The sequence below is a fragment of the Lyngbya sp. CCAP 1446/10 genome, assembly GCF_026130175.1.
In the GTDB taxonomy this organism is placed as follows: Bacteria; Cyanobacteriota; Cyanobacteriia; order Cyanobacteriales; family Microcoleaceae; genus Microcoleus.
This window is the reverse complement of the sequence record NZ_JAIGNI010000005.1, coordinates 20555-42415: the sequence shown is the minus strand read 5'-3', so window position 1 is coordinate 42415 and position 21861 is coordinate 20555. Positions and strand designations below refer to the sequence as shown.

Below are 21861 nucleotides of genomic sequence, written 5' to 3'. Positions count from 1 at the left end.
TCGAGTTTTACAAATGACCAATTACAACTGACCAATGACAACTGACCAATAACAACTGTCAACTCTCAACTGTCAATTGTCAACTGATTAATAAACTTTTTGGCGAGTAGCCCAGCGAGAAAGAATACTCGTCAGCAAAACCATAAACACCAAAATCAAAGATGCAGCCCAAGCCAACTCTTTCTGTGCCTGAAAAGGAACCGTTGCAAAGTTGTACACCAAAACCGAAAGACTCGGAGTTGGCTTATCAAATCCCGCCGGCCAAAAAGGCGAATTCAGCGCCGTGAAAATCAAAGGAGCAGTTTCTCCAGCAGCGCGAGCAATTGCCAGCGTCACACCAGTTAAAATAGCCGGAATTGCCGCAGGCAAAACCACCTGCAACACCGTTTGATAATTAGAAGCACCGACGCCCACGGACGCCCATCTGATATCTTGCGGGACAATTTGTAGTGCTTCGTCAGTAGTCCGTACAATCGTCGGCAACATCAACACAGCAAGCGCCGCGCCCCCTGCAATTGCCGAAAAACCTCCCATATTTACCACGAACAAACCGTAGGCAAATACACCTGCAATAATCGAAGGAACGCCGCTGAGCACATTAGTCGCAAACCGCACCCCGCGAGCAATGTTGCCTCTGCTGAACTCCGACAAATAAACGGCTGCCAGTACACCAAAAGGAACAGCAATTAGAGAAGCAATTCCTACGGTCATTAATGTACCGAGAATGGCATTGGCGATACCGCCTCCCGACAGTCCGGGCGCGGGGGGCAGCTTGGTAAACAAATCTAAATTTAGGCGATTAAAGCCTTGTACAGTTACGTAGGAAAGCACTGCAAACAAAGGCATAAGAGTGACGGCAAGACCAGCTCCTGCCAGTACAGTCATCGCCAGACCAAACAGCGCTTGCTGGCTGTTTTTAACCTTCTTCAAACTGCCTGTTTTCGATCCCAAAGGATTCTCATCGGAGACGCTATTTGACATAAACTAAAACTCTGTAGGAAATTGTGGCAAACTTCTAGTTGTACTTCGCTCTTACTTGAGAAACAATCCACTCTGCCAAAATATTGACAATCAGCGTCATAATAAACAGAATTAGTCCGGTGTACATCAGAGCCGCAACTTGCAATCCTGAAGCTTCGGCAAATTGATTTGCCATCAGAGAAGCAATAGTATTTGCAGGAGCTAGCACAGAAGCACTTAACTGATTGGAATTGCCAATTAACAGCGTTGCGGCCATTGTTTCTCCCATCGCGCGGCCGAGGCCTAGCATAATTCCGCCGACAATGCCGGAAAAAGCGGCTGGTACGAGAACTCTAAAGATTGTTGTCCAGCGAGTTGCTCCCAAACCCAGAGATGCTTGTCGCAATTCGGGCGGGAGGCTTGCTAAAGAGTCGCGGGAGATAGCAGTAATAATGGGCAAAGTCATAATCCCCAAAATTACTCCGGCGGGTAACATTCCCGGCCCCACTGGCGGTGTGCTAAAAATCGGCAGCCATCCGAAGTTACCGTTGAGAAACTTTCCGATGTTGGTAATAATGGGGATCAATACAGCAATTCCCCACAAACCATACACTACGCTGGGAATGGCGGCTAAAAGTTCTACTAAAAAAACTAAAGCTGTACGCACTGGCAGCGGCAAAAAGTCTTCGCTCAAAAAGATGGCAGTCCCTACTCCTAATGGTACTGCAATTAGGAGCGCGATCGCAGAACTGACGATCGTCCCATAAATCATCGGCAGCGCACCGTACTCTTCTTTAACGGGATTCCAATCACTGCTAAACAGAAAGCCCAAACCGTACTGTTGAATCGCTGGTAAAGCTCTGAAAGCAACGGTGAGCGCGATTACCAGCAAAATTACGCCAACTCCGATTCCCAAAACCCGAGTCAGCCAGATAAAGCCTTGGTCTAAGGATTTTTCTATCCGAGAGCGGGAACGTTTCTCTGATTGAGCGATGTTACTATCTGAAACCATATACAAAAATCCAAAAAAATATTAAGGAAAAATTGCATTTTTGCCAAAAAGCTAGAAGCAACTGGAGAAATGCACAGGCGCTAGAAGGAATCAAAATACACAGGCGGGATGCCTGTTCCACAAGGAAGAAGAGAAGAGAAGAGAGGATGTTGATAAGTGATGCACTGATTATTATCTAAAACAAGGGCGGGTTGATTAATTCCCTGACTTTTCCACAAATATTTCCGCTCAAACCCACCTCTAGAGAAATATCTCTTTTCCTTCTTCCTTCTTCCTTCTTCCTTCTTCCTTCAATTACTATTTGCCAATCTCAATCTTGTAGTCGGGGCTGATGCCATCGGCTGCCAAAGCTACTTTTTCTTTGACGCTTTGGGGCAGAGGAACGTAGCCCAATTCGGCACTAACTTTTTGACCTTCGGTTAAGCCGTATTCCACCATTGCCTCAATAGCTTTGGCTTTGTTGGGGTCGGCAACTTTTTTGGGAACGAGCATCCAAGTGTAGGTGACAATTGGATAGGATTGAGCGCCTTCGGGGTCTTCGATAAATGCTCGCAGATTTTCCGGTAGGGGCACAGTCGCTAGAGCTTGAGAAGCTGAATCGTCTGTAGGTGCGACAAATGTGCCTGCTTTGTTTTGCAGAGATGCAAATTTGACGTTGTTGTTTTTGGCATAGCCGTATTCGATGTAGCCGATGCTGCCTGCTGTTTGCAGGAGTTGGCTGGTGACGCCTTCGTTGCCTTTTGCGCCTACGCCTACGGGCCACTGTACTGTTTTGCCTTCGCCTACTGCTGTTTTCCAGTCGGGGCTGATGGCACTCAGGTGTTTGGTGAACACGGCTGTGGTACCGCTACCGTCGGAACGGTGGACGACGGTGATGTTTTCGTCTGGCAATTTAGCGCCTGGATTGGCTGCTGCTATTTTGGCGTCGTTCCACTTGGTAATTTTACCTTGGAAGATTTCTGAATAAACCTCTCTGGGCAGTTTGAGCTCGGGTACGTCTGGCAGGTTGTAGCCGATGACGATGCTGCCGGCTGTCATGGGTAGCAAAATCACGCCTTTGTCTGCTGGAACTTTGGCGATTTCGTCGTCTTTCATGGCGGTGTCGCTGGCCCCAAAGTCTACTGTGCCTTTGGTAAATTGTTCGACTCCGGCGCCGCTGCCTACTGATTGATAGTTAATTTGTACTTTGGGGTTGATTTTGTTGAAGTCTTGAAACCAACGCTGATATAGAGGCGCGGGGAATGAGGCGCCTGCTGCCGTTATGGCTACGTCTGAGGCTAGGACGAGTTTGGTGTTTGCTGCTGTACCGGTGGCTGCAACGGGGGTTGCGCCTGGGGTGGGGCTGCTGTCTGTGGTTGTGGTGCTGCTGCCGCAAGCTGCTAAGCTGAGGGCGATCGCCACAGCGGACATTGCTGTTGTTACGCGATTCGGATTAATCAGGTTCAGACGAAAAAGCATAGGTATACAAAATCTGCGATCGTTATACGGGTGTCCCGCCATAGCATATCGCGCGAAAGTAAAGCTTAGGTTAAAAATATTTACATTTTATCTTAATCTAATGTTAACCAAGATTAATTTAATTCATTGATGAGCTTGACAAGTGTGATTTTATCAGATGGGTGAAAGATCAATTTGTGGGGAAACAAGGGTGCGATCGCCCGGCTGCGAAAAATTCCCACGATCAAAGTATCACAACATCCTGGTTTGAGAACCAGAAAACCCTACAATGATGGTTGTTTTGACAGTAGTGCTAGTATTGAGAACTTAAAAGTTGCGGGCATTCCAGGCTGCATCTGACAAATGCTGATGATATAGCAACCGCCCTGACGGTTAGGACGTTCTGGCATTGCACAAACATAAACTGTCGGTTACAACTTCCTCTTGAGTTCTTCCTCTTTGCCTTCTGCCTCCTGCCTTCTTCCTGATGACCAATGACCAATGACCAATGACCAATGACCAATGACCAATGACCAATGACCAATGACCAATGACCAATGACTAATGACTGATGACTAATGACTAATGACCAATGACTTCAACATCTGCTATAATGCCTGCTCCTATTGAATTAATCTGGGCTTTTATTGGTTTACTCCTGACGATAGGAGGCACTTTTTTACCTGCATCTGTCACAATGCCGATCGGGTTTTGGGACGATCGCGGACTTCAGGCATACTCTTTAGGTGTTACTTATCAAATTGGAGCAGTATTGCTAGTAGGCTGCATGGGTGGCAAAAATGCTGCGGCGCTCTCACAAATTGCCTATTTGGTATTAGGATTAACTTTGTGGCCAGTTTTTGCTCAAGGCGGCGGCATCGGCTATCTCAAAGAAGCGAGTTTTGGGTATTTGCTGGGTTTTGTGCCTGGTGCTTGGGTGTGTGGCTGGGTGGCTTTTAAGGTGGCTTCGCGGCTGGAATCGATGGCTTTTAGTTGTTTGTGCGGTTTATTTACCGTTCACGCGATCGGCTTAATTTATCTAATTTTTAGTTACTTGCTGATTCCGGGTAAAAAAACACCTTTATTCGATGAGATTCTGAAATATTCGGTTTATCCCCTGCCGGGGCAATTGGCGGTGGTTTGTGCGATCGCACTTCTGTCATTTACTTTGCGACGCTTGATGTTTTATTAATTTGTCAGTTGTCATTGGTCAGTTGTCATTAGTCATTAGTCATTAGTCATCAGTTATGATATTAGGTTATACTGTGTTTGCGGATTGGTGAGCAATCTCACTGCGACTCAGAAATTTGCGTAACTTTTTTCCTGCCCGATGTCCTATATTTTACTACCTAATCCATGCGTTTTAAAAGAAATCCCTTATTCTGGGTTGCTGCTATTATCAGTTTAGTTTTAGACCACTTGACTAAGTTTTGGGTGGTGCAAAATTTTGACTTGACAGTTCCCCCGCAGACTCAGCCACTGTTACCTGGGATATTTCACTTCACCTATGTTGTTAATACCGGTGCAGCTTTTAGTTTGTTTAGCAATGGGGCGATTTGGTTGCGGTGGCTGTCTTTGGGCGTGAGTGTGGGATTGATGATTCTAGCTTGGTTCGGCCCGCGAATTAATCGCTGGGAACAAGCTGGCTACGGTTTGATTTTGGGTGGCGCACTGGGGAACGGGATCGATCGATTTGTGTTGGGCCATGTTGTGGATTTTATCGATTTTAGGATAATTCGGTTCCCGGTATTTAATCTGGCCGATGTGTTTATTAATGCTGGGATTATCTGTTTACTGATTGCAACTTTTCACGGTGCACCGCCACCATCGAAAAACCGAGATGATCGCGATTCTATTTCAGAGTAACTTGGAAGCAGGAAGTTCCGCAACGGATTGTGTAGCGGATGTAACGGATTTAATAAGTGTTAGCTAACTAGCCGTAGGGTTCATCAGAGGGAGATTTTTAGTTTGCGATTCAAACATTCTGCTCGAAGCAGCACGCTACAATAACTTCGGTAATGGCTTAAAATGATACATGAACAGACTTATTGTTAACACTAAACTTGCTTGCCTGTGACTCCTAATCCATTTGCCCAAGAACGCCTGCTATTTGCCCCAGCAACCCCCGATGCTGATGCTATCCCGACTATTTTTGCATTTCCCAACGAGTACACGGTTGGTATCACCAGTCTCGGCTATCAGATTGTGTGGGCTACTTTGGCTGTGCGATCGGATATTGAAGTCAGCCGTTTATTTACTGATATCCGCGAACAACTTCCCCGACATCCAGAATTATTGGGATTTTCGCTTTCTTGGGAACTAGACTATGTAAATATTCTCAATTTATTGGAATCTTTAGACATTCCGATTTGGTCATCAAAAAGAACTGATAATCATCCAATTGTATTCGGTGGTGGTCCGGTATTTACTGCTAATCCTGAACCTTTTGCAGATTTCTTTGATGTGATTTTGCTGGGAGATGGCGAAAATCTGATTGACAATTTTATTGATGCTTGTAAAGAAGTTCGTAGCGCCGACAGACAAACTAAATTGCGTCATTTAGCCCAAGTTCCGGGAGTGTACGTTCCCAGTTTGTACGAAGTAACTTATCTGGATGCGACTCAGGGGATTAAATCGATTCAGCCTGTGGATTCGGAAATTCCCAGTATGGTTGAAAAACAGACTTATCGCGGCAATACTTTATCTGCTTCGACTGTGGTGACAGAAAAGGCGGCTTGGGAAAATATTTACATGGTGGAAGTGGTTCGCAGTTGTCCAGAAATGTGCCGTTTCTGTTTAGCAAGTTATCTAACTTTACCATTTAGAACTGCGAGTTTGGAGGATTCGCTAATTCCGGCGATCGATCGCGGTTTAGCTGTGACTAATCGTTTGGGTTTGTTGGGTGCTTCTGTGACTCAACACCCGGAATTTGAACAGTTGTTGGAGCATTTGAATCATCCGAAATACGACGGTGTGCGGCTTAGTCTTTCTTCGGTGCGGACGAATACGGTGACAGTTAAATTGGCGCAAATTTTGACAAACAGAGATAGTAAATCTGTGACTATTGCGGTGGAAAGCGGTAGCGAGCGCCTCCGTAAGATTGTCAATAAAAAACTCACTAATGATGAAATTATCCAAGCTGCTATCAATGCTAAGGCGGGGGGATTAAAGGGGATTAAACTTTACGGGATGGCGGGAATTCCTGGTGAAGAGATGGAGGATTTGGAGGAGACGGTGGCGATGATGAAGGCGATTAGAAAAGCTGTTCCTGGTTTGCGATTGACTCTGGGATGCAGCACTTTTGTGCCGAAATCTCACACTCCTTTTCAGTGGTTTGGTGTGGATAAAGATGCGGAGAAGAGGCTGAAGTTTTTAGATAAAGAAATGCGGAAGTTAGGGTTAGAATTTAGACCTGAAAGCTATAATTGGTCGGTGATTCAGGGTTTGCTATCGAAGGGCGATCGCAGATTGTCTCGGCTGTTGGAATTGGTGCGGCATTACGGCGATACTTTGGGTAGTTATCGGCGGGCTTTTAAGGAGTTGCGGGGACAGTTACCGGAGATGGATTTTTATGTTTTTCAAGAGTGGGAATTAAATCAGGTTTTGCCTTGGAGTCATTTGAAAGGGCCGCTACCGGAGGCGACTTTGAAGAAGCATTTGGCTGAGGCGATGACTCATTTTAAGACGGAGGATTTGCAGTTGACGAGTTAGGAAAGAGGATGCGAAAGTCTACACAAACGAAGAACAGACGGCGGTTTAAACCGCGTCTACACAAACGATGTCCGGATGGTGCGCGGACTGAAGAAAATAACGTAATTTTAATTAACCGCGCGGTATTCAACCCGCGCACCATCCGGGTTTTGTTTGTAGAGACGCGGTTTTTAACCGCCCGGTCTTCTGGACTTACAATAGGATTTAAAAAATGCCTAAAAGTTTACCGTATCATGACTTTTTGATGGCGCGACTAAAAGACCACAGTTTTGCGGCAGTATATCTCGAAACTCATTTTGAATTAGATGAAGGCGAAGAACCTGATCAAGCATTAATCAGACTTGCTTTGGGCGATGTAGCCGAAGCTTTGGGTAAACCCAAAATGACTCCTGAAGAATATGAACTGCACTTAAAAAAACTGGATGAATTGCTTTCGCAGCAAGGAAGTGATACAATCTATAATCTGGGAAATTGGCTGAATGCTTTGGGGTTGAAATTAACTGTTGCTGTTTGTACTTAGACAGAGGATAATACTATAAATGTTGAAGCGCGATCGCAATTAACTGTCTAACCCAACTATAATATAATTATGCCCGAAGTTCACCCCAGGGAAATTCAGCGTTATGTCACATCAGAGGGCAGAGTACCTTTCGCTGAGTGGTTTGATTCGTTCAAAGATACGAATACTAAAGCCAAGATTAGATCTAGGCTAAACCGAGTTATTTCTGGCAATTTCGGAGACTATCGTTCAGTTGGAGAAGGAGTTTGTGAACTCAGAATAGACTATGGCCCTGGTTTCAGAATCTATTTTGGGCAAGTAGGAACAACAATTGTACTTCTTCTGTGCGGAGGAGATAAAAGCACTCAAGACCGAGATATCCGCCAAGCAATAGAATACTGGACTAATTACAATAGGAGTTAAAACAATGGTTAAAAGTATCCCGGATCATCCGTTTTTAATTGAATCTCTGAGAAAAAATCTGGCATTGTCAGCAGCCTATATAACCGCGACTATAGAGGAAATAGATCCGGAACCTGAACTGCTGAAGCGGGCACTTACCGATGTAGCAGAAGCTATAAGCCAACCAAAAATGACTCCAGAAGAATATGAATTGCACTTAAAAAAACTGGATGAATTGCTTTCGCAGCAAGGAAGCGATACGATTTATAATCTGGGAAATTGGCTGAATGCTTTGGGATTGAAACTAACTGTTGCTGTTTGTACTGATGCTGTTTGTACTGATACAGAGGATAATACTGCAAATGCTGAAGCGCGATCGCAATTAACCGTCTAGCCTAATGATCCGTAAATCCACCTGCTAATTAAACGTCAAATACGGATAGCTAAAAAGCTTGCTGTATATATCTTCTTCCTTCTTCCTTCTTCCTTCTTCCTTCTTCCTTCTTCCTACAATGCCCAATTTTAAATATTCGTCGCTGATTAATGCCACCGTTGAAACAGTCTGGAACTTTCACGAAAGGCCAGATATTCTGCAAATGTTGAGTGCACCTTGGCAACCTGTGAAAATCATTCGCCGCGAGGGGGGACTCGATGTGGGTGCTGTATCAGAATTTCGGCTGTTATTGGGGCCGATTCCGGTAAAATGGGTGGCGACTCATACTGAGTGCGAACAATATCGCTTATTTGTTGATGAACAAACTGAGGGGCCTATGGCGCGTTGGACTCACCGACACGAGTTTACCACAGAAAATGGCCAGACCCGATTGACAGATGCGATCGCATTTTCGATACCGGGCGGCCCAATTGTCGATTTGTTGTTAGGTTGGTGGGTGGAAATGCGGTTAACAGATATGTTTCGCTACCGCCATGAAGTTACAAAAAGAGAGTGCGAAAAATATCCCAACAATGGCTGACAATTTTCAGGCTGATTTAGTATAATTCATAAACTTTGAAGTGGCTGCTTCGACGAAAGCCCGAAAGATTCCGCAGTGGGCGAGACTTTTTGTCGATAGTTCTGGATGCCACTGAAGTGCTACGATCCAAGGATGATATTTATACTCCATTGCTTCCACTAAACCGTCGGGTGCTCGCGCTACAATTTGCCAATCAGGTGTCACATTCTGCACAGCTTGATGATGCCAAGAAACAACTGTTGTTGCTGTTGTTCCCATGATTTTTGCTAACCGACTGTCTGGATCGATTTTAATGATATGCTCGATCGCACGTGGGGGAATTCCGGTTCCGTGACTAACATCCTCTCCGTAAGCATCTGGTACGTGAACGACCAAATTACCACCGCTGGCTACATTCAGGATTTGCATTCCCCGGCAAATCCCCAACACAGGTATGTCCGCCTTCAAAGCTAGCTTAGCTAAGTTTAACTCAAAATTGTCGCGTTCTGCGTTAATTGAGTAAACTGTGCGATCGAGCAAACCGCCATAATGTTCTGGGTTGATATCTCCACCACCTGAAAAAATCAAACCATCTACGGCATCAAAAATACTAGCTGGATTTAATTGATTGGGCGGCAGTAAAATCGGAATGCCACCTGCCGCCTGCACTGCATCAATATAAGTTCCATTTAAGCAATATTCGCCTGCTGGGCTGCGGTTGTAAGTTGTAATGCCAACGATGGGATGTTTTTTCATTTCGTTGAAAGTGGGAGATAATTATTTACATTGGTTCTCGGATATTCTAGTATTATCAATAAGTTTTTATTGCACGGGCTAGAAGCCCATGCTACCAGAAAATTTACTGATTGTGGAACAGGCATCTTGCCTGTCTTTTGTATAATTACTTGTGATTGATTCCTAGATTAAACTAAGCATTTCCTGAATTTCTGTCTAATTTGTAACAGTTTTAGGATTAGTTTCCGGCAGCGGTTGGCGCGTGCACAGATAAGCCAATGGCCCGAATAGTGGTACTAATGTTACTGCCCAAAATGCTGTAGAGTTATGCATTCCTCGGCGCGCCATATCGTCGGCTAATAAAGCAGGAAATACCAGGCAAAGCATACAAAAATCTAAACTCATGACATGGATAAAGCGGCTAGTTTGCCACTGCTGAACAAAATCAGACCAATCGCCTTTTGTCAAGCCAAAGGCAACTAACGCAGCAGCGCCTAATGTGAGGAGAATCCCAGTAAAACGGGAATCTAATATTTTTAAGAAGACATTTTTAGTGCCGGAAAATTCTGGATTAGGTTCGCGCAGGGCTAGATAAGGCAGCAAGGCAAAAGCGCCCACGCCAAAGGATAAAGTTGCAAATAACCATGCAGGTATTTTCTGCCCTCTGCCGTCGGCAAATAAGACGCAACTGTATATGAGTGGCCAGACTCCCATGATGTTGAATAAGGCTACAATTAAAGGGTTGATGTCTGCTACTTTGCCTGTAGAAAGATTGGTAATTAGTGCGATCGTTTCTGGGCTGTCGGGTGGTGCAAATATAAATGCGTAGGTGCTGAAGGCAATCCAAAGCAACCCAAATCCAATTTTTCTCGACATAGTTAGTTTTTTTACTTTTGATATTAGTATAGCAATTTTCAATAACTTTTGAATTTTTTTATTAACCGCAGAGGGCGCAGAGTACGCAGAGGAAGAGCAGAGGAGAGAAGATTATATTTGAATGTATTGCTATTTAGTGTTGCTGGTTTTGGGCAGATTGCTAAATTTTTGCATGAATTGGCGATCGATCCAATCTTTCCAGTACCACAGCAGCGCGGATTCCCACATGAAATTGCCGCGAGATGCGATCGCCCTTTTATTCCCAGTACCAATTAAAGCTAAATATTTTTCCTGCGGTACAAACGGTTTCAGCGGTTTTTGCAATAAAAAATTCTGCAAATTTTCAAACAGCGGTTTGCCCTGACGCACCGCAAACACGCCTGCCTTGGGACGGGGATAATTAACCATCGTAGCGATGTCTCCTGCCCCAAATACGTTGGGGTGAGAGACGGATTGCAGGTAATCGTTGACTTGCATAAACCCCTTGGAGTCGATCGCTAATCCCGATTCTCCGATCCAATAGGCGGCGGATGCTTGTGTCACCCAAAAAATGCGATCGCACTCAACGCTCAAACCAGATGCACAATATATTTGGGCATTGGGCATTGGGCATTGGGCATTGGGCATTGGGCATTGGGCATTGGATGCTATTTCAATCATTTCTTGGTTTTCTATGGCACAGACTTTTTCCATTAAATGTACTTTAACGCCACGACTAATCAGAATTTCTTTGAGGCGATGACGTACTCTATAGTTATGTCCCGGCATCAATTCAGCACCGCTATGAAATAAGTGAATTTCTAATCCCTCTTCCTGCTTAAACTTTCCTCTCTCCTTTAAAATCCATCCGTTACATCCGTTACGAAATCCGTTGCCGAACTTCCTTCTTCCTTCTTCCTTCGCCATACGAGATTGCATATTTAATGCTAATTCTACGCCGCCCGCACCGCCGCCGACAATGGCAATCCGCAGAGGTTTTTCGGGATGATTTTGTCTTTCGGAAATTAACTGATTCCAGCTAGCTAAAAACTCCGGTACTGGTTTAGCTGCAATTGCGTATTCTGCGGCACCTGGCACAGATAAAGTCGCGGGAGTGCTGCCGATATCCACAGACAGCAAGTCAAAATCAACCGGAGGACGAGTTTGACAAATAACTTGATTTTTGCTAAAGTCGATCGCGATCGCCCGATCGACCAATATGTGACATCCAGCAAACTCCGCGAGCGATCGCAAATCGATGTGACATTCATCATAATCGTAAAAGCCAGCAACGTGCCCCGGCAGCATCCCCGAATAAGGCGCGTACAGGACATCGCTGATCAGAGTCAAACGCACTCCCGGCAGCGGTTTCATGCCGAACATTTTTAATACAATAGCATGACTGTGACCGCCGCCAATTAAGACTAAATCTTTCACAATTACAGATGTTCGATCGAGATGTTCTTTCCCCCGATATTGTACAACACTCGCATGGATTGGGCAGGACTGTCCGGTCAGGAGAGCTGGCAGCGCGTAATTAACAATTGCCCCAGCACGTTGACATCATACTCTCACTTACCCTCTGGATTACGGATGATACTTGGTCGAGTTGCGATCGCACATTCAGCACAAATAGCTGTAGACTGTAGAGCGAGCAAATTTTATCACCAAATTATGCCGGGGTGCGTTTGATAGCTAACTCACCATTCACAACTATGACATTACGGATTATTCCTCGCAGTTGGCTGCGATCGATTAAAAGCCTGTTACCACTACTGTTTGCCCTCTCATTCATTGTAGTATTGCTGGTGAATAATGTGATTCCGGCGATCGGCCAACAACCCCGCCAGGAAATTCGCGGAGTTTGGATGACGACAAACGACAAAGACATCCTCAGAGATAGGCGCAAACTAGGAGATGCCATCACTCAATTAAAGCGGTTAAATTTCAACACAATTTATCCCGTAGTTTGGAACTCTGGCTATGCAATGTATCCCAGCCCAGTCGCCCAGCAAAGAGACATTCAACCCTTTGTTTACAGAGGGTTAGACGGACAAGATATGATTGCAGATTTAATCAGTCAAGCTCACCGCCAAGGCTTGCTAGTAATTCCTTGGTTTGAGTTTGGTTTCATGACTCCTCCCACCTCAGAATTAGCATTAAACAATCCCGATTGGCTCACCCAAAAACAGGACGGTAGCCAAACATCAAACGGTGCGGGTGGCGAAGTAGTTTGGCTCAATCCGTTTCATCCAGAAGTGCAGAAATTTATTACCGAACTCGTACTAGAAATCACCACACAATACAACGCTGATGGCATCCAATTCGACGATCACATGAGTTTGCCGTCAGAATTTGGCTATGACGAATACACAGTTGCTTTGTATACCAAAGAAACCAAAAAAACACCTCCAACAGATTTTCAAGACGCAGCCTGGGTGAAGTGGCGAGCCAATAAAATTACGGCTTTCATGTCGCAACTAAATCAAGCAGTCAAAGCAGTCAAACCCAATGCAATTTTCTCGATTTCTCCCAATTACTACGAATTTGCTTACAAACATCACCTCCAAGATTGGCTGGCTTGGGTGCGTTTGGATATTGCCGATGAACTAATTGTGCAAGTTTATCGTCCCAATTTAGAATCATTTGTGGACAAAATTAACCGTCCAGAAATGCAAGAAGCACAGCTAAAAATTCCCACCGGAGTTGGGATTATGACAGGATTAAGAAATCGCCCAGTAGCGATTGAGCAAATCAAATCTCAGGTGATGGCAGTTCAAGAATACGGCTTAGGTGCGGCTTTCTTCTACTACGAAAGCTTGTGGGAAGATGCGCCCGAATCAATTGGCGATAGACTTTCTCATTTTAGTGCTTTCTTCCCATATTCTGCATTCCGTACAGCGCTACAATTGCCCAGACGTGCGGCTACTTTCCCTCCGCCACCAGCACCCAAACCAGATCCTAAAAATAAGCAACAACAACCTATCAAAAATAGCCCACCTTCGCCCTCACCAACCACATCAAAGAAGTAGGGTGTGCACTGCGCACCGGTTGAGTTTGTAACTAACAAACCATAGTTTGTAGGGTGTGCACTGCGCACCGGTTGAGTTTGTAACTAACAAACCATACATAGTTTGATCTCAAAATCAAAACGCTGAAACTGAGTCAACCGGTGCGCATTGCGCACCCTACAAGCTGAACTGGTGCGCATTGTGCACCTACAAATCAAGGCTAACCGCAAAAAGTTTCCACGCATCGTACAAACATTTCTACACCCATCCCCAAGGCAGTTTCATCAAAATCAAAACGCGGGTGGTGGTGCGGGTAAGCCAAGTTTTTCTCTGGATTTGCAGAACCCAAAAAGAAATAGCAACCGGGGACTTCTTGCAAAAAGAACGACATATCCTCGCCGCCCATTGTTTGACATTCCGGCACGATTCCCGCAGGAGTTTCTACAACCGATTCGGCTACGCTGCGTACTAAGTCAGCCATGCTCGAATCGTTGATGACTGGCGGGTAAAGGGCGCAATAATCGAGTTTGTAAGTTGCGCCGTGACTCTGACAAATTCCGGCAATTACTTGCTCGATGCGCTGAGAGAAATAACCTCGATATGTGGGATTGAAATAGCGCACTGTGCCGCCGATTTGGGCGGTGTCGGCGATGACGTTGTGGGTGTGGCCTGCGTGGAATTTGCCGACTGTGACTACCGCTGAGTCGATCGGGTTAATGTTCCGTGCGACAATTGACTGTAGGGCGCTGACAATTTGGGCTGTAACTACGATCGCATCTACAGTCTGATGTGGCATTCCACCATGCCCACCTTTACCAAAAATCGTGCAGTCAAAAACTTCTACAGCCGCCATCAGCGCGCCACTACGGACACCTACAGTGCCTAAAGGTAGATTGTTCCACAAATGCAAGCCGACGATCGCATCAACATCAGGATTCTGCAAAACTCCCGCTTCAATCATCGGTTTTGCGCCACCTGGGCCTTCTTCGGCGGGCTGAAAGATGAATTTTACTTGACCCGAAAAACTGTGTTTATGCTTTGCTAGATAATAGGCTGTCCCAAGGGCGATCGCAATATGACCGTCATGGCCGCAAGCGTGCATAATACCATCATGCTGCGATCGATAATCCACCTCATTTTCCTCTTGAATCGGCAAAGCATCCATATCAGCCCGAATTGCCAAAACCCGCCCCGGTTTGCCGCTGTCTATCGTTGCCACAACACCAGTTTTAGCAATATTAGTTTGATGTTCTATTCCCCATTCCTGCAACTTTTGGGAGACAAACTGCGCCGTTAAATTCTCGTCAAAACTCAACTCCGGTTTTTGGTGTAAGCGGCGCCGCCATTCGACTAACTGAGGCTGCAAATTTCTAATCTCCAGCCGCAACTGAGATAAATCGACATCAGTTAAATTCGGTAAAGTAGAAACCATGTTTTTTCTCCTTTTTAAATTATGAACAACTTGTAAAACTCTCTCTTTTCTTCCTCTGCGCTCTCTGTGTTCTCTGCGGTTAAAAAAATCTTATTCAAAAATCAAATATAAATGCTATGTCAATCCTATTTGAGTTGTGCCGGAGATTTTTTTTGGATGAACCGCAGAGGGCGCAGAGTACGCAGAGCAAGAGAATAATGAGCAAGAGAGGTGTTGAGAATAGGGTTATTTAGCAATTTTAGAAACTAAATTAACTCCTGGCAATAAACGTTCTAAATCTAATTCTGAAGCTGATGCCGCTAACTTAGTCAGGTCATTTGGATCATCTAAATATGGCAAAGTACCCAACACAGGAATTTGAGTCAGCGACTGGATTAAATCGATCGGTGTCCAGTCGGCAATTTCTTGTTCAGAACAAGCTTGAACGCAATTAAGCACAATTCCTCTCAGCTTAAAACCAGTGTGTCTGGCGAGGGCAACATTCGCTACAGCTTGCCCGATCGCACCTAACCTCACAGGTACCACCAAAACTCCCCTCAACCGCCAATCCCTGGCAATATCAGCCACCGTCAATTCCCGCGTTACAGGCGAACCCAGCCCTCCCAAAGCTTCCACCAACACAAAATTCTTGCGCTCACAGAGACTTTGCAGCGTCGTCCAGACCTTTTCTAACTCAATATTTTTTCCCTCCCGTTCGGCAGAAATCGGCGGTGCTAGAGGCGCGCTAAAGTGCAGCGGATTGAGTTCTTCGGGGGATTGGTCGAGTGTAAATAAACGGGTGTAGAGTTCGCGATCGCCCGTTCCGGTTTGCAGCAGTTTCATAATTCCCAAACTGCGATCGCGAAAATACATTTGCCAATAAGCAGCCAGAGCGCTGGTCAAAACAGTTTTGCCCGCGTCAGTATCAGTTCCAGTAATTAGCAGCGAGTTCATCGGCAAATAGCTAATAAGTAATTGGCTTCAACTTTAGTCTAGGGGAATTTTGCCAGAACTAGGGTGAAGGCGAGGGTGCGGGAGTTGGCGCAGGTTCCGGTGACGGCGCGGGAGTTGGCGCAGGTTCTGGTGACGGTGCGGGAGTTGGCGCAGGTTCCGGTGACGGCGCGGGAGTTGGTGCGGGAGTCGGTGCGGGAGTCGGTGACGGTGCGGGAGTTGGTGCGGGCGTCGGTTTCGGTGCCGGAGTTGGTGCGGGCGTCGGTTTCGGTGCCGGAGTTGGCGCGGGAGTTGGTTTGGGCGTCGGTTTCGGTGCGGGAGTTGGTGCGGGAGTTGGTGCGGGAGTTGGCGCGGGAGTTGGTTCCGGTGTTGGCGCGGGAGTTGGTTCTGGTGTTGGTTCTGGCGGTAGCGTTGGAGTTATTTCCGGCAAAGGTTCTGGAGTTATTTCCGGCGAAGGTTCTGGAGTTAGTTCCGGCGAAGGTTCTGGAGTTAGTTCCGGCGAAGGTTCTGGGGTTGGTGTTGGTTTGAGTGTCGGAGTCGGTGTTGGCAATGGTTCTGGGCTTGGTATCGGATTTAGTATCGGCGTCGGAGTTGTGAATGCTGGCGCTGTCGGAGTTGCTTTGGGCGTCGGTTTGTTGAGAAATGAGCCTACCAAGGCCCAGGAACCGAAGCCTGTCAAGATGACTAAGCCCGTTAATAGTCCGATCGCAGCCACGGGATTGTCCCACAAAGAGCCACCAGCAGGCTCAATTAGAGGATCTGGCTGGTTTTGCGGGCCGGCACTTAGGGGCACCATCGGCTCGGATTCTGGCGGCCTACCCACGGCTACCGTTGCGATTAGCGAAGCATTTGACGGCGCGACTGCTGATGCTGGTGGTGCAGTTGGCGCGTTAGATTGAGAGTAAGGATTCGTTTGGCCGTCGAGTGCTTGGGCGACTTCGCTGACAGATTGATATCGATCGCCCGGAGAGCGATTTAACATCCGATTCAGTACCAAAGCTAAACCCGCGCTCACCTGCACTCGCTGCTGCCAATTCCAGTGCAGCGTTGTTTGATCCAGCAATTCCTGCGGTTCTTTGCCTGTCAGCAGGACGATCGCCGTTACAGCTAAAGCATACAAGTCACTGCTGGCCGTGGCGCGCCCGCTTTGCAACTGTTCCATCGGCGCGTAGCCGATTTTACCGACTGTTGTCGCGTGGGCTGTTCCTTCGGGAGACTGAACCTTGGTAGCGAGTTCTTTCACCACTCCAAAGTCAATCAGTATCGGCAACTGGTCATTTTCCCGGCGGATGATATTTTCCGGCGAGATGTCGCGGTGGATGATGCCGCGGGCGTGAATGTGAGCCAGTACCGGCAGCATTTGTCGGATAAATATCAAAACTTCTGCTTCACTAAAGGTACGGCCTCTAGCAGGATCGAGTAACAGTTCGCGGTAAGTCATGCCTTCCACGTAATCCTGCACTAAAAACAAACGTTGATTCTCTTCAAATATTGCCCGAAACTGGGGAATTTGCGGGTGCGCAATTTGGTAAAGTATTGCCGCTTCTCTTTGAAACAATTCCTTCGATTTTTCCAAAACGTAAGGCCCGCTTTGCATCGGAATCAATTCCTTTAGGGCGCAGCGTTCTTTAAACCGCCCCTCGTCTTCTACTAAATAAGTCCGACCAAATCCCCCTTGACCTAAAATATTCACCAAGCGGTAGCGGTTTTGTAGGAGAGTTCCAATAGCAATAGGTGGCTGCATAAGTTTAAGTAGAAATTGGTGAAATACCTAACACTAACCTTACGGTGAGCGTGTAGGCTTCGTGTCTCGTTTGCCGTTGCTCTGTTGGGGATATCCATTGCTGAATATTCGTCACCAAAGACGATCCAAGTCTTACACAGCATCTCTGGCTTTACAGCCTTTATCCCTTCGTAGGGAACCCACGCAGAAGCCCTGTTTCCCAAGGCAAAAAACTATTTCGTATGACAAACTTGGATTGTATTTCACATTGGGACGTATCGCAATAACCAGCGGTCTGTCTTTTCCCCCTTTCTCTCGCAGTTGTCCGAGGCCAAGCATATTACTGCTGCTGTAGCCTCTTGTTCGCAGTCGAGTGGGTGGGTCGCAACCACTTATATCATACCATCTTTTTGTGAGAAATTCACTGACTTTGTTTGGCTTATATCCCAGCGCTGAATTGAGTACAATTACAGCGTGGGACTTACGCCAATTAAGTTAAAAAATAGGCGATCGCTAGACGGACGGCGGTTTCAACCGCCCTAAATCTTTAATGCTCAAGATCCTACTTCACTGCTTGTAGTTCCCAGTCCCGACCAAAGTTAGCATTTTACATTTTTTTGAGCGACTTTGAGAAATCGGGTTTTTGTGGGCGATCGAGAAGAATGGGCAACCACAGGGGGTTTGCCCCGATATTTCGTTTATTTGGGCGATCGCAAAAGCGAAAAATTAGGAGATTTGCTGCTACATTCTTCCCAACTCCCAACTCCCAACTCCCAACTCCCAACTGCCAACTGTCAACTGTCAACTGTCAACTGTTAAGCTTTGCTTTCACCATGTCTTGAATTCTGTTACCATCTGCCTTGCCCTTAAGCTGCTGCATTGCCTTACCCATCACCTTGCCCATATCTTTTGCAGAAGTAGCGCCCACCGAGGCAATCACCTCGTCAACGACTTGACTCACCTCTTCATCTGACATCTGCGCCGGCAAATACTCTTCCAGAATTGCCAACTCCGCCACTTCTTGTGCAACTAAATCTTCGCGGCCACCTTTGCGGTATTGATCGATCGAATCCCGGCGCTGTTTCGCTATCTGCATCAAAATTTCCAATTCTTGAGCTTCTGTCAGCGTATCTTGCCCCGAAGGACGCAGACTGACCTCTTTTTCGAGAATAACTTTCTTGATGCCGCGAACTGTTTCCAAGCGAACTTTGTCCTTGGACTTCATGGCTGCTTTGATTTCTGCGTCAATCCGTTCTCTTAAGCTCATCGATTTCTACCTTGCTTTCCCTAATATCCAAAATCTGGAGTATACTTCCGATTCTTAACTGTTTTTGCAGTTTTTGGCAAGTTTATTGCCTGTTGGTGGCATTTTGATCACCTTGATCCCAAATGTCTTCGGGTTTTGACCTAATTTGGGGCGGCTGCACTTCGAGTCTGGGCCCCAAATAGACTATCGGCAGAATTTTTAGCGATCGAACGCTACCCTAAACATAAAATCTATCCTAATGTTGGCTGAACATTTTTAGTTTCCGATGGTAAGATGACGGTAAAATAAACGTCTTGCAAGAGGCCTGCTGTGATCCGTTCTGCTACTTTACCGCTTCCGCTTCCCCAGTCGCCAGTTTCTGCTCACGACCGTCTGCGACTGTTCTCCGGTTCTGCTAATGTTCCCCTCGCCCAAGAGGTGGCTCGCTATCTGGGGATCGATTTGGGGCCGATGGTTCGCAAGCGGTTTGCTGATGGGGAACTCTACGTTCAAATTCAAGAATCGATTCGGGGTTGCGATGTTTACTTAATTCAGCCTACTTGCTGTCCGGTAAACGATCGCCTCATGGAATTGTTAATTATGATCGACGCTTGTCGTCGCGCTTCGGCAAGACAAGTTACTGCGGTGATTCCCTACTACGGCTATGCTAGAGCAGACCGCAAAACAGCCGGCAGAGAGTCAATTACTGCGAAGTTGGTCGCGAATTTGATTACTGAAGCTGGGGCCAATCGCATTTTAGGGATGGATTTGCACTCGGCTCAGATTCAAGGTTATTTTGACATTCCCTTCGATCACGTTTACGGTTCGCCAGTGCTTTTGGATTATCTGGCGAGCAAGAAATTGACGGATATTGTTGTGGTTTCGCCGGATGTTGGCGGAGTCGCTAGGGCGAGAGCGTTTGCTAAAAAGCTTGGCGATGCTCCCTTGGCAATTATTGACAAGCGCCGTCAAGCTCACAACGTCGCCGAAGTGATGAACGTCATCGGGGATGTCAGAGGCAAAACAGCCGTGTTAGTGGACGATATGATCGATACTGCGGGCACGATTTCCGAAGGCGCAAGATTGTTACGCCGCGAGGGTGCGAGACAGGTATATGCTTGTGCTACTCATGCGGTTTTTTCACCTCCGGCGATCGAGCGTTTGTCTAGCGGATTATTGGAAGAGGTAATTGTTACGAATACAATTCCTGTACCTGAAGAGCACCGTTTTGAGCAATTAACTGTGCTTTCGGTAGCGAATTTGCTAGGGGAAACTATTTGGCGGATTCACGAAGATAGTTCTGTGAGCAGTATGTTCCGGTAGGCATAAAAGGCATTTTTTCAATATTTATTTTAGGGTGCGTTAACTAAGTGTAACGCACCATTTTTTTAAAGAATATTCCCCTAAATCCCCCTTGAAAATAGGGATGCAAGAAAATACTCTTGTCGCCCCCTTGAGAAGGGGAGGCCAGGGAGATCAGACTTAACTGCACCGTATTCAATTTTATGATATTTGCGCGATCGCACTTAGCATCACCGGAACAAGAGATGGTAAAATTCTATCTTGTTGTCTGAGCAGCGCGACCTTTTCATATTCTAGATAGGTCTCATCAAAACAAGGGGTAAATAGGGAAAAACTATGAAACATTCACTGGTACGAACAGCGGCCGCACTTGTCGGTTCAGCAATTTTAACACTTGGCGCGATCGCTCCGGCGAAAGCATATACTTTTGACGAAACCGAAATTAACCAAGATCGAGTAATTGCGATCGCCCAACCGGGCGGTCTGACCGGCTACCAATTACTAATTGTAGAACAGGTCACAGACAGACGCAAGTGCTGGAGCGAAAGCGGCTCTAATCCCGTCGTAGTCAATCCGTTATTAGCTACTTTTGATTTCACCGGCATTTGCGGCCGCGCCACAGACAGCAACGGCTTTTCTATCCGCATGGCCGGCACCGATTTAGCATTAAAATATAGCCTAAGTTTGCAAGTCGTTGACGGCAACGTTTTACTAATGGGAACTCCCATCGATCCTAACGACACTCAACCGATAATTATCGGCCGCACAAACGGCGACAATAACGGCTTCATGAAAATCACCCTCGATCCCGCTTGGCGCTTCAGTAAAAGAGCTTACCAAGGCAAAATATTAGGTCACTTTTATTTTACTAGCAGTCAACCCGCACCGGGAGAAACTGGAAATACCGGAGGAAATACCGGAGGAAATACCGGAGGAAATACCGGAGGAAATACCGGAGGAAATACCGGAGGAAATACCGGAGGAAATACTGGCGGGAATACTGGCGGGAATACATTCGGAGATATTGCTAGCGATATCTACGCTTCCGAAATTAAAGAAGCTGTGGCGCTAGGATTTGTAGCTGGATTTGCTCAAGATAATACCTTTCGGCCACAACTTGCTGTTACCAGAGAGCAATTGGTATCTTTAGTATTAGAATCATTGAAAGGAATACAAGGTGCTAACATCACATTTTCTAGCAATGTTTCCACCCGTCCCTACAGCGATGTTGATAGCACGCGCTGGAGCGCGGCAAAAATTCTATTTGCACGGGATAATAAGATAGTTAGCGGCTATAAAGATGGAACTTTTAAACCTACGCAGCCGGTGACTCGCGCTGAATTGATGGCTGTGCTACGAAGAGCCTCAGAATTTGGTTTGTCGGCGCGGGGATTGCAGCCTAATTTAATTGGTAAGCAGCCTCCAAAAACTTTTGCGGATACTCAGAATCATTGGGCTGCTGCTATTATTACTCAAATGTCTGCTTATTGTGGTGTGGCTTCGTCTCTCAATGAAGTTGGAACTCGTTTTGCTCCCGATGATTCGGCAAAGCGGAATTACGCGGCGGCGGCTACTTTGCGGATGCTGAAATGCGTTAAAGCTCAGTAGGATTATTGTAGGGTGCGTCACAGAAGCGAATGCAAAATAATTGGG

The 21861-nt window shown here is 46.3% G+C and carries 23 protein-coding genes; 12 read left to right on the top strand and 11 right to left on the bottom strand.

Annotated features, from left to right (window positions below; all coding sequences use genetic code 11):
- Positions 1-87: 87 nt before the first annotated feature.
- From pstA to pstS, 3 genes are all read right to left on the bottom strand, one after another.
- On the bottom strand, positions 88-981 hold the full coding sequence (pstA, locus tag K4039_RS03755) for a phosphate ABC transporter permease PstA (protein ID WP_265233793.1): 894 nt from the start codon (positions 979-981) through the stop codon (positions 88-90).
- A 34-nt stretch (positions 982-1015) separates the two neighbouring features.
- A complete protein-coding gene (gene pstC, locus K4039_RS03750) occupies positions 1016-1972 on the bottom strand; it encodes a phosphate ABC transporter permease subunit PstC (RefSeq protein WP_265233792.1) in 957 nt (318 codons plus the stop codon).
- 297 nt (positions 1973-2269) lie between these two features.
- Positions 2270-3430, bottom strand: coding sequence for a phosphate ABC transporter substrate-binding protein PstS (gene pstS, locus K4039_RS03745; protein ID WP_265233791.1), 1161 nt, complete (start codon positions 3428-3430; stop codon positions 2270-2272).
- A gap of 174 nt (positions 3431-3604) precedes the next feature.
- Here pstS and K4039_RS03740 point away from each other — a divergent pair, with 174 nt between their 5' ends.
- The 7 genes from K4039_RS03740 (at position 3605) to K4039_RS03710 (ending at position 8415) form a co-directional block, all read left to right on the top strand.
- Positions 3605-3769 carry a hypothetical protein gene (locus K4039_RS03740; protein WP_265233790.1) on the top strand — a complete coding sequence of 55 codons (165 nt, stop codon included), beginning with the start codon at positions 3605-3607 and terminating at the stop codon, positions 3767-3769.
- A 253-nt stretch (positions 3770-4022) separates the two neighbouring features.
- Entirely contained in the window at positions 4023-4601 is a 579-nt protein-coding gene (locus K4039_RS03735) for a biotin transporter BioY (RefSeq protein WP_265233889.1), read from the top strand.
- Positions 4602-4765: 164 nt separating this feature from the next.
- On the top strand, positions 4766-5275 hold the full coding sequence (lspA, locus tag K4039_RS03730; protein WP_265233789.1) for a signal peptidase II: 510 nt from the start codon (positions 4766-4768) through the stop codon (positions 5273-5275).
- 207 nt (positions 5276-5482) lie between these two features.
- Positions 5483-7120 carry a radical SAM protein gene (locus tag K4039_RS03725; RefSeq protein ID WP_265233788.1) on the top strand — a complete coding sequence of 546 codons (1638 nt, stop codon included), beginning with the start codon at positions 5483-5485 and terminating at the stop codon, positions 7118-7120.
- A gap of 211 nt (positions 7121-7331) precedes the next feature.
- Positions 7332-7640, top strand: coding sequence for a DNA-binding protein (locus K4039_RS03720; protein ID WP_265233787.1), 309 nt, complete (start codon positions 7332-7334; stop codon positions 7638-7640).
- A 69-nt stretch (positions 7641-7709) separates the two neighbouring features.
- Positions 7710-8042: a type II toxin-antitoxin system RelE/ParE family toxin gene (locus tag K4039_RS03715; RefSeq protein ID WP_265233786.1), complete on the top strand. Its 333-nt coding sequence runs from the start codon at positions 7710-7712 to the stop codon at positions 8040-8042.
- A gap of 4 nt (positions 8043-8046) precedes the next feature.
- Positions 8047-8415: a DNA-binding protein gene (locus K4039_RS03710; protein ID WP_265233785.1), complete on the top strand. Its 369-nt coding sequence runs from the start codon at positions 8047-8049 to the stop codon at positions 8413-8415.
- 24 nt (positions 8416-8439) lie between these two features.
- On the opposite strand, the gene K4039_RS03705 is transcribed toward K4039_RS03710, so the two are convergent.
- On the bottom strand, positions 8440-8571 hold the full coding sequence (locus tag K4039_RS03705) for a hypothetical protein (RefSeq protein ID WP_265233892.1): 132 nt from the start codon (positions 8569-8571) through the stop codon (positions 8440-8442).
- On the opposite strand from K4039_RS03705, the gene K4039_RS03700 reads away from it, so the two are divergent.
- A complete protein-coding gene (locus tag K4039_RS03700) occupies positions 8534-8995 on the top strand; it encodes an SRPBCC family protein (RefSeq protein ID WP_265233784.1) in 462 nt (153 codons plus the stop codon). The genes K4039_RS03705 and K4039_RS03700 overlap by 38 nt on opposite strands.
- Positions 8996-9001: 6 nt before the next feature.
- Here the strand turns inward: K4039_RS03700 and K4039_RS03695 are convergent, their stop codons facing one another.
- The 3 genes from K4039_RS03695 to K4039_RS03685 all read right to left on the bottom strand — a co-directional run bounded on the left by K4039_RS03695 (position 9002) and on the right by K4039_RS03685 (position 12001).
- Complete coding sequence (locus tag K4039_RS03695; RefSeq protein WP_265233783.1) at positions 9002-9730, bottom strand: gamma-glutamyl-gamma-aminobutyrate hydrolase family protein; 729 nt, start codon at positions 9728-9730, stop codon at positions 9002-9004.
- 195 nt (positions 9731-9925) lie between these two features.
- On the bottom strand, positions 9926-10585 hold the full coding sequence (locus K4039_RS03690; protein ID WP_265233782.1) for a DUF2834 domain-containing protein: 660 nt from the start codon (positions 10583-10585) through the stop codon (positions 9926-9928).
- A gap of 129 nt (positions 10586-10714) precedes the next feature.
- Positions 10715-12001, bottom strand: coding sequence for an FAD-dependent oxidoreductase (locus tag K4039_RS03685; protein WP_265233781.1), 1287 nt, complete (start codon positions 11999-12001; stop codon positions 10715-10717).
- 278 nt (positions 12002-12279) lie between these two features.
- On the opposite strand from K4039_RS03685, the gene K4039_RS03680 reads away from it, so the two are divergent.
- The gene (locus K4039_RS03680) at positions 12280-13596 is read left to right on the top strand and encodes a glycoside hydrolase family 10 protein (protein WP_265233780.1); all 1317 of its coding nucleotides are present in this window, start codon (positions 12280-12282) and stop codon (positions 13594-13596) included.
- 199 nt (positions 13597-13795) lie between these two features.
- Here the strand turns inward: K4039_RS03680 and K4039_RS03675 are convergent, their stop codons facing one another.
- From K4039_RS03675 to K4039_RS03665, 3 genes are all read right to left on the bottom strand, one after another.
- Positions 13796-15007 carry a M20 family metallopeptidase gene (locus tag K4039_RS03675; RefSeq protein WP_265233779.1) on the bottom strand — a complete coding sequence of 404 codons (1212 nt, stop codon included), beginning with the start codon at positions 15005-15007 and terminating at the stop codon, positions 13796-13798.
- A gap of 225 nt (positions 15008-15232) precedes the next feature.
- Positions 15233-15940, bottom strand: coding sequence for a dethiobiotin synthase (gene bioD, locus K4039_RS03670; protein WP_265233778.1), 708 nt, complete (start codon positions 15938-15940; stop codon positions 15233-15235).
- Between the two features lie 58 nt (positions 15941-15998).
- Positions 15999-17681 carry a serine/threonine-protein kinase gene (locus K4039_RS03665; protein WP_265233777.1) on the bottom strand — a complete coding sequence of 561 codons (1683 nt, stop codon included), beginning with the start codon at positions 17679-17681 and terminating at the stop codon, positions 15999-16001.
- 606 nt (positions 17682-18287) lie between these two features.
- Between K4039_RS03665 and K4039_RS03660 the strand changes: the two genes are divergently transcribed.
- Positions 18288-18479: a hypothetical protein gene (locus K4039_RS03660; protein ID WP_265233776.1), complete on the top strand. Its 192-nt coding sequence runs from the start codon at positions 18288-18290 to the stop codon at positions 18477-18479.
- Here the strand turns inward: K4039_RS03660 and K4039_RS03655 are convergent.
- Entirely contained in the window at positions 18469-18927 is a 459-nt protein-coding gene (locus K4039_RS03655; protein WP_265233775.1) for a GatB/YqeY domain-containing protein, read from the bottom strand. The genes K4039_RS03660 and K4039_RS03655 overlap by 11 nt on opposite strands.
- A gap of 309 nt (positions 18928-19236) precedes the next feature.
- On the opposite strand from K4039_RS03655, the gene K4039_RS03650 reads away from it, so the two are divergent.
- Entirely contained in the window at positions 19237-20229 is a 993-nt protein-coding gene (locus tag K4039_RS03650) for a ribose-phosphate pyrophosphokinase (RefSeq protein WP_265233773.1), read from the top strand.
- Between the two features lie 315 nt (positions 20230-20544).
- A complete protein-coding gene (locus K4039_RS03645) occupies positions 20545-21816 on the top strand; it encodes a DUF3747 domain-containing protein (RefSeq protein ID WP_265233772.1) in 1272 nt (423 codons plus the stop codon).
- The last annotated feature ends 45 nt before the right edge of the window (positions 21817-21861 follow it).

Excerpts from the sequence above, each read along its gene's own strand:
- pstA (WP_265233793.1), bottom strand. The coding sequence starts at position 981 with ATGTCAAATAGCGTCTCCGATGAGAATCCTTTGGGATCGAAAACAGGC.
- pstC (WP_265233792.1), bottom strand. The coding sequence starts at position 1,972 with ATGGTTTCAGATAGTAACATCGCTCAATCAGAGAAACGTTCCCGCTCT.
- pstS (WP_265233791.1), bottom strand. The coding sequence starts at position 3,430 with ATGCTTTTTCGTCTGAACCTGATTAATCCGAATCGCGTAACAACAGCA.
- K4039_RS03735 (WP_265233889.1), top strand. The coding sequence starts at position 4,023 with ATGCCTGCTCCTATTGAATTAATCTGGGCTTTTATTGGTTTACTCCTG.
- lspA (WP_265233789.1), top strand. The coding sequence starts at position 4,766 with ATGCGTTTTAAAAGAAATCCCTTATTCTGGGTTGCTGCTATTATCAGT.
- K4039_RS03720 (WP_265233787.1), top strand. The coding sequence starts at position 7,332 with ATGCCTAAAAGTTTACCGTATCATGACTTTTTGATGGCGCGACTAAAA.
- K4039_RS03715 (WP_265233786.1), top strand. The coding sequence starts at position 7,710 with ATGCCCGAAGTTCACCCCAGGGAAATTCAGCGTTATGTCACATCAGAG.
- K4039_RS03710 (WP_265233785.1), top strand. The coding sequence starts at position 8,047 with ATGGTTAAAAGTATCCCGGATCATCCGTTTTTAATTGAATCTCTGAGA.
- K4039_RS03700 (WP_265233784.1), top strand. The coding sequence starts at position 8,534 with ATGCCCAATTTTAAATATTCGTCGCTGATTAATGCCACCGTTGAAACA.
- K4039_RS03695 (WP_265233783.1), bottom strand. The coding sequence starts at position 9,730 with ATGAAAAAACATCCCATCGTTGGCATTACAACTTACAACCGCAGCCCA.
- K4039_RS03690 (WP_265233782.1), bottom strand. The coding sequence starts at position 10,585 with ATGTCGAGAAAAATTGGATTTGGGTTGCTTTGGATTGCCTTCAGCACC.
- K4039_RS03680 (WP_265233780.1), top strand. The coding sequence starts at position 12,280 with ATGACATTACGGATTATTCCTCGCAGTTGGCTGCGATCGATTAAAAGC.
- K4039_RS03675 (WP_265233779.1), bottom strand. The coding sequence starts at position 15,007 with ATGGTTTCTACTTTACCGAATTTAACTGATGTCGATTTATCTCAGTTG.
- bioD (WP_265233778.1), bottom strand. The coding sequence starts at position 15,940 with ATGAACTCGCTGCTAATTACTGGAACTGATACTGACGCGGGCAAAACT.
- K4039_RS03665 (WP_265233777.1), bottom strand. The coding sequence starts at position 17,681 with ATGCAGCCACCTATTGCTATTGGAACTCTCCTACAAAACCGCTACCGC.
- K4039_RS03655 (WP_265233775.1), bottom strand. The coding sequence starts at position 18,927 with ATGAGCTTAAGAGAACGGATTGACGCAGAAATCAAAGCAGCCATGAAG.
- K4039_RS03645 (WP_265233772.1), top strand. The coding sequence starts at position 20,545 with ATGAAACATTCACTGGTACGAACAGCGGCCGCACTTGTCGGTTCAGCA.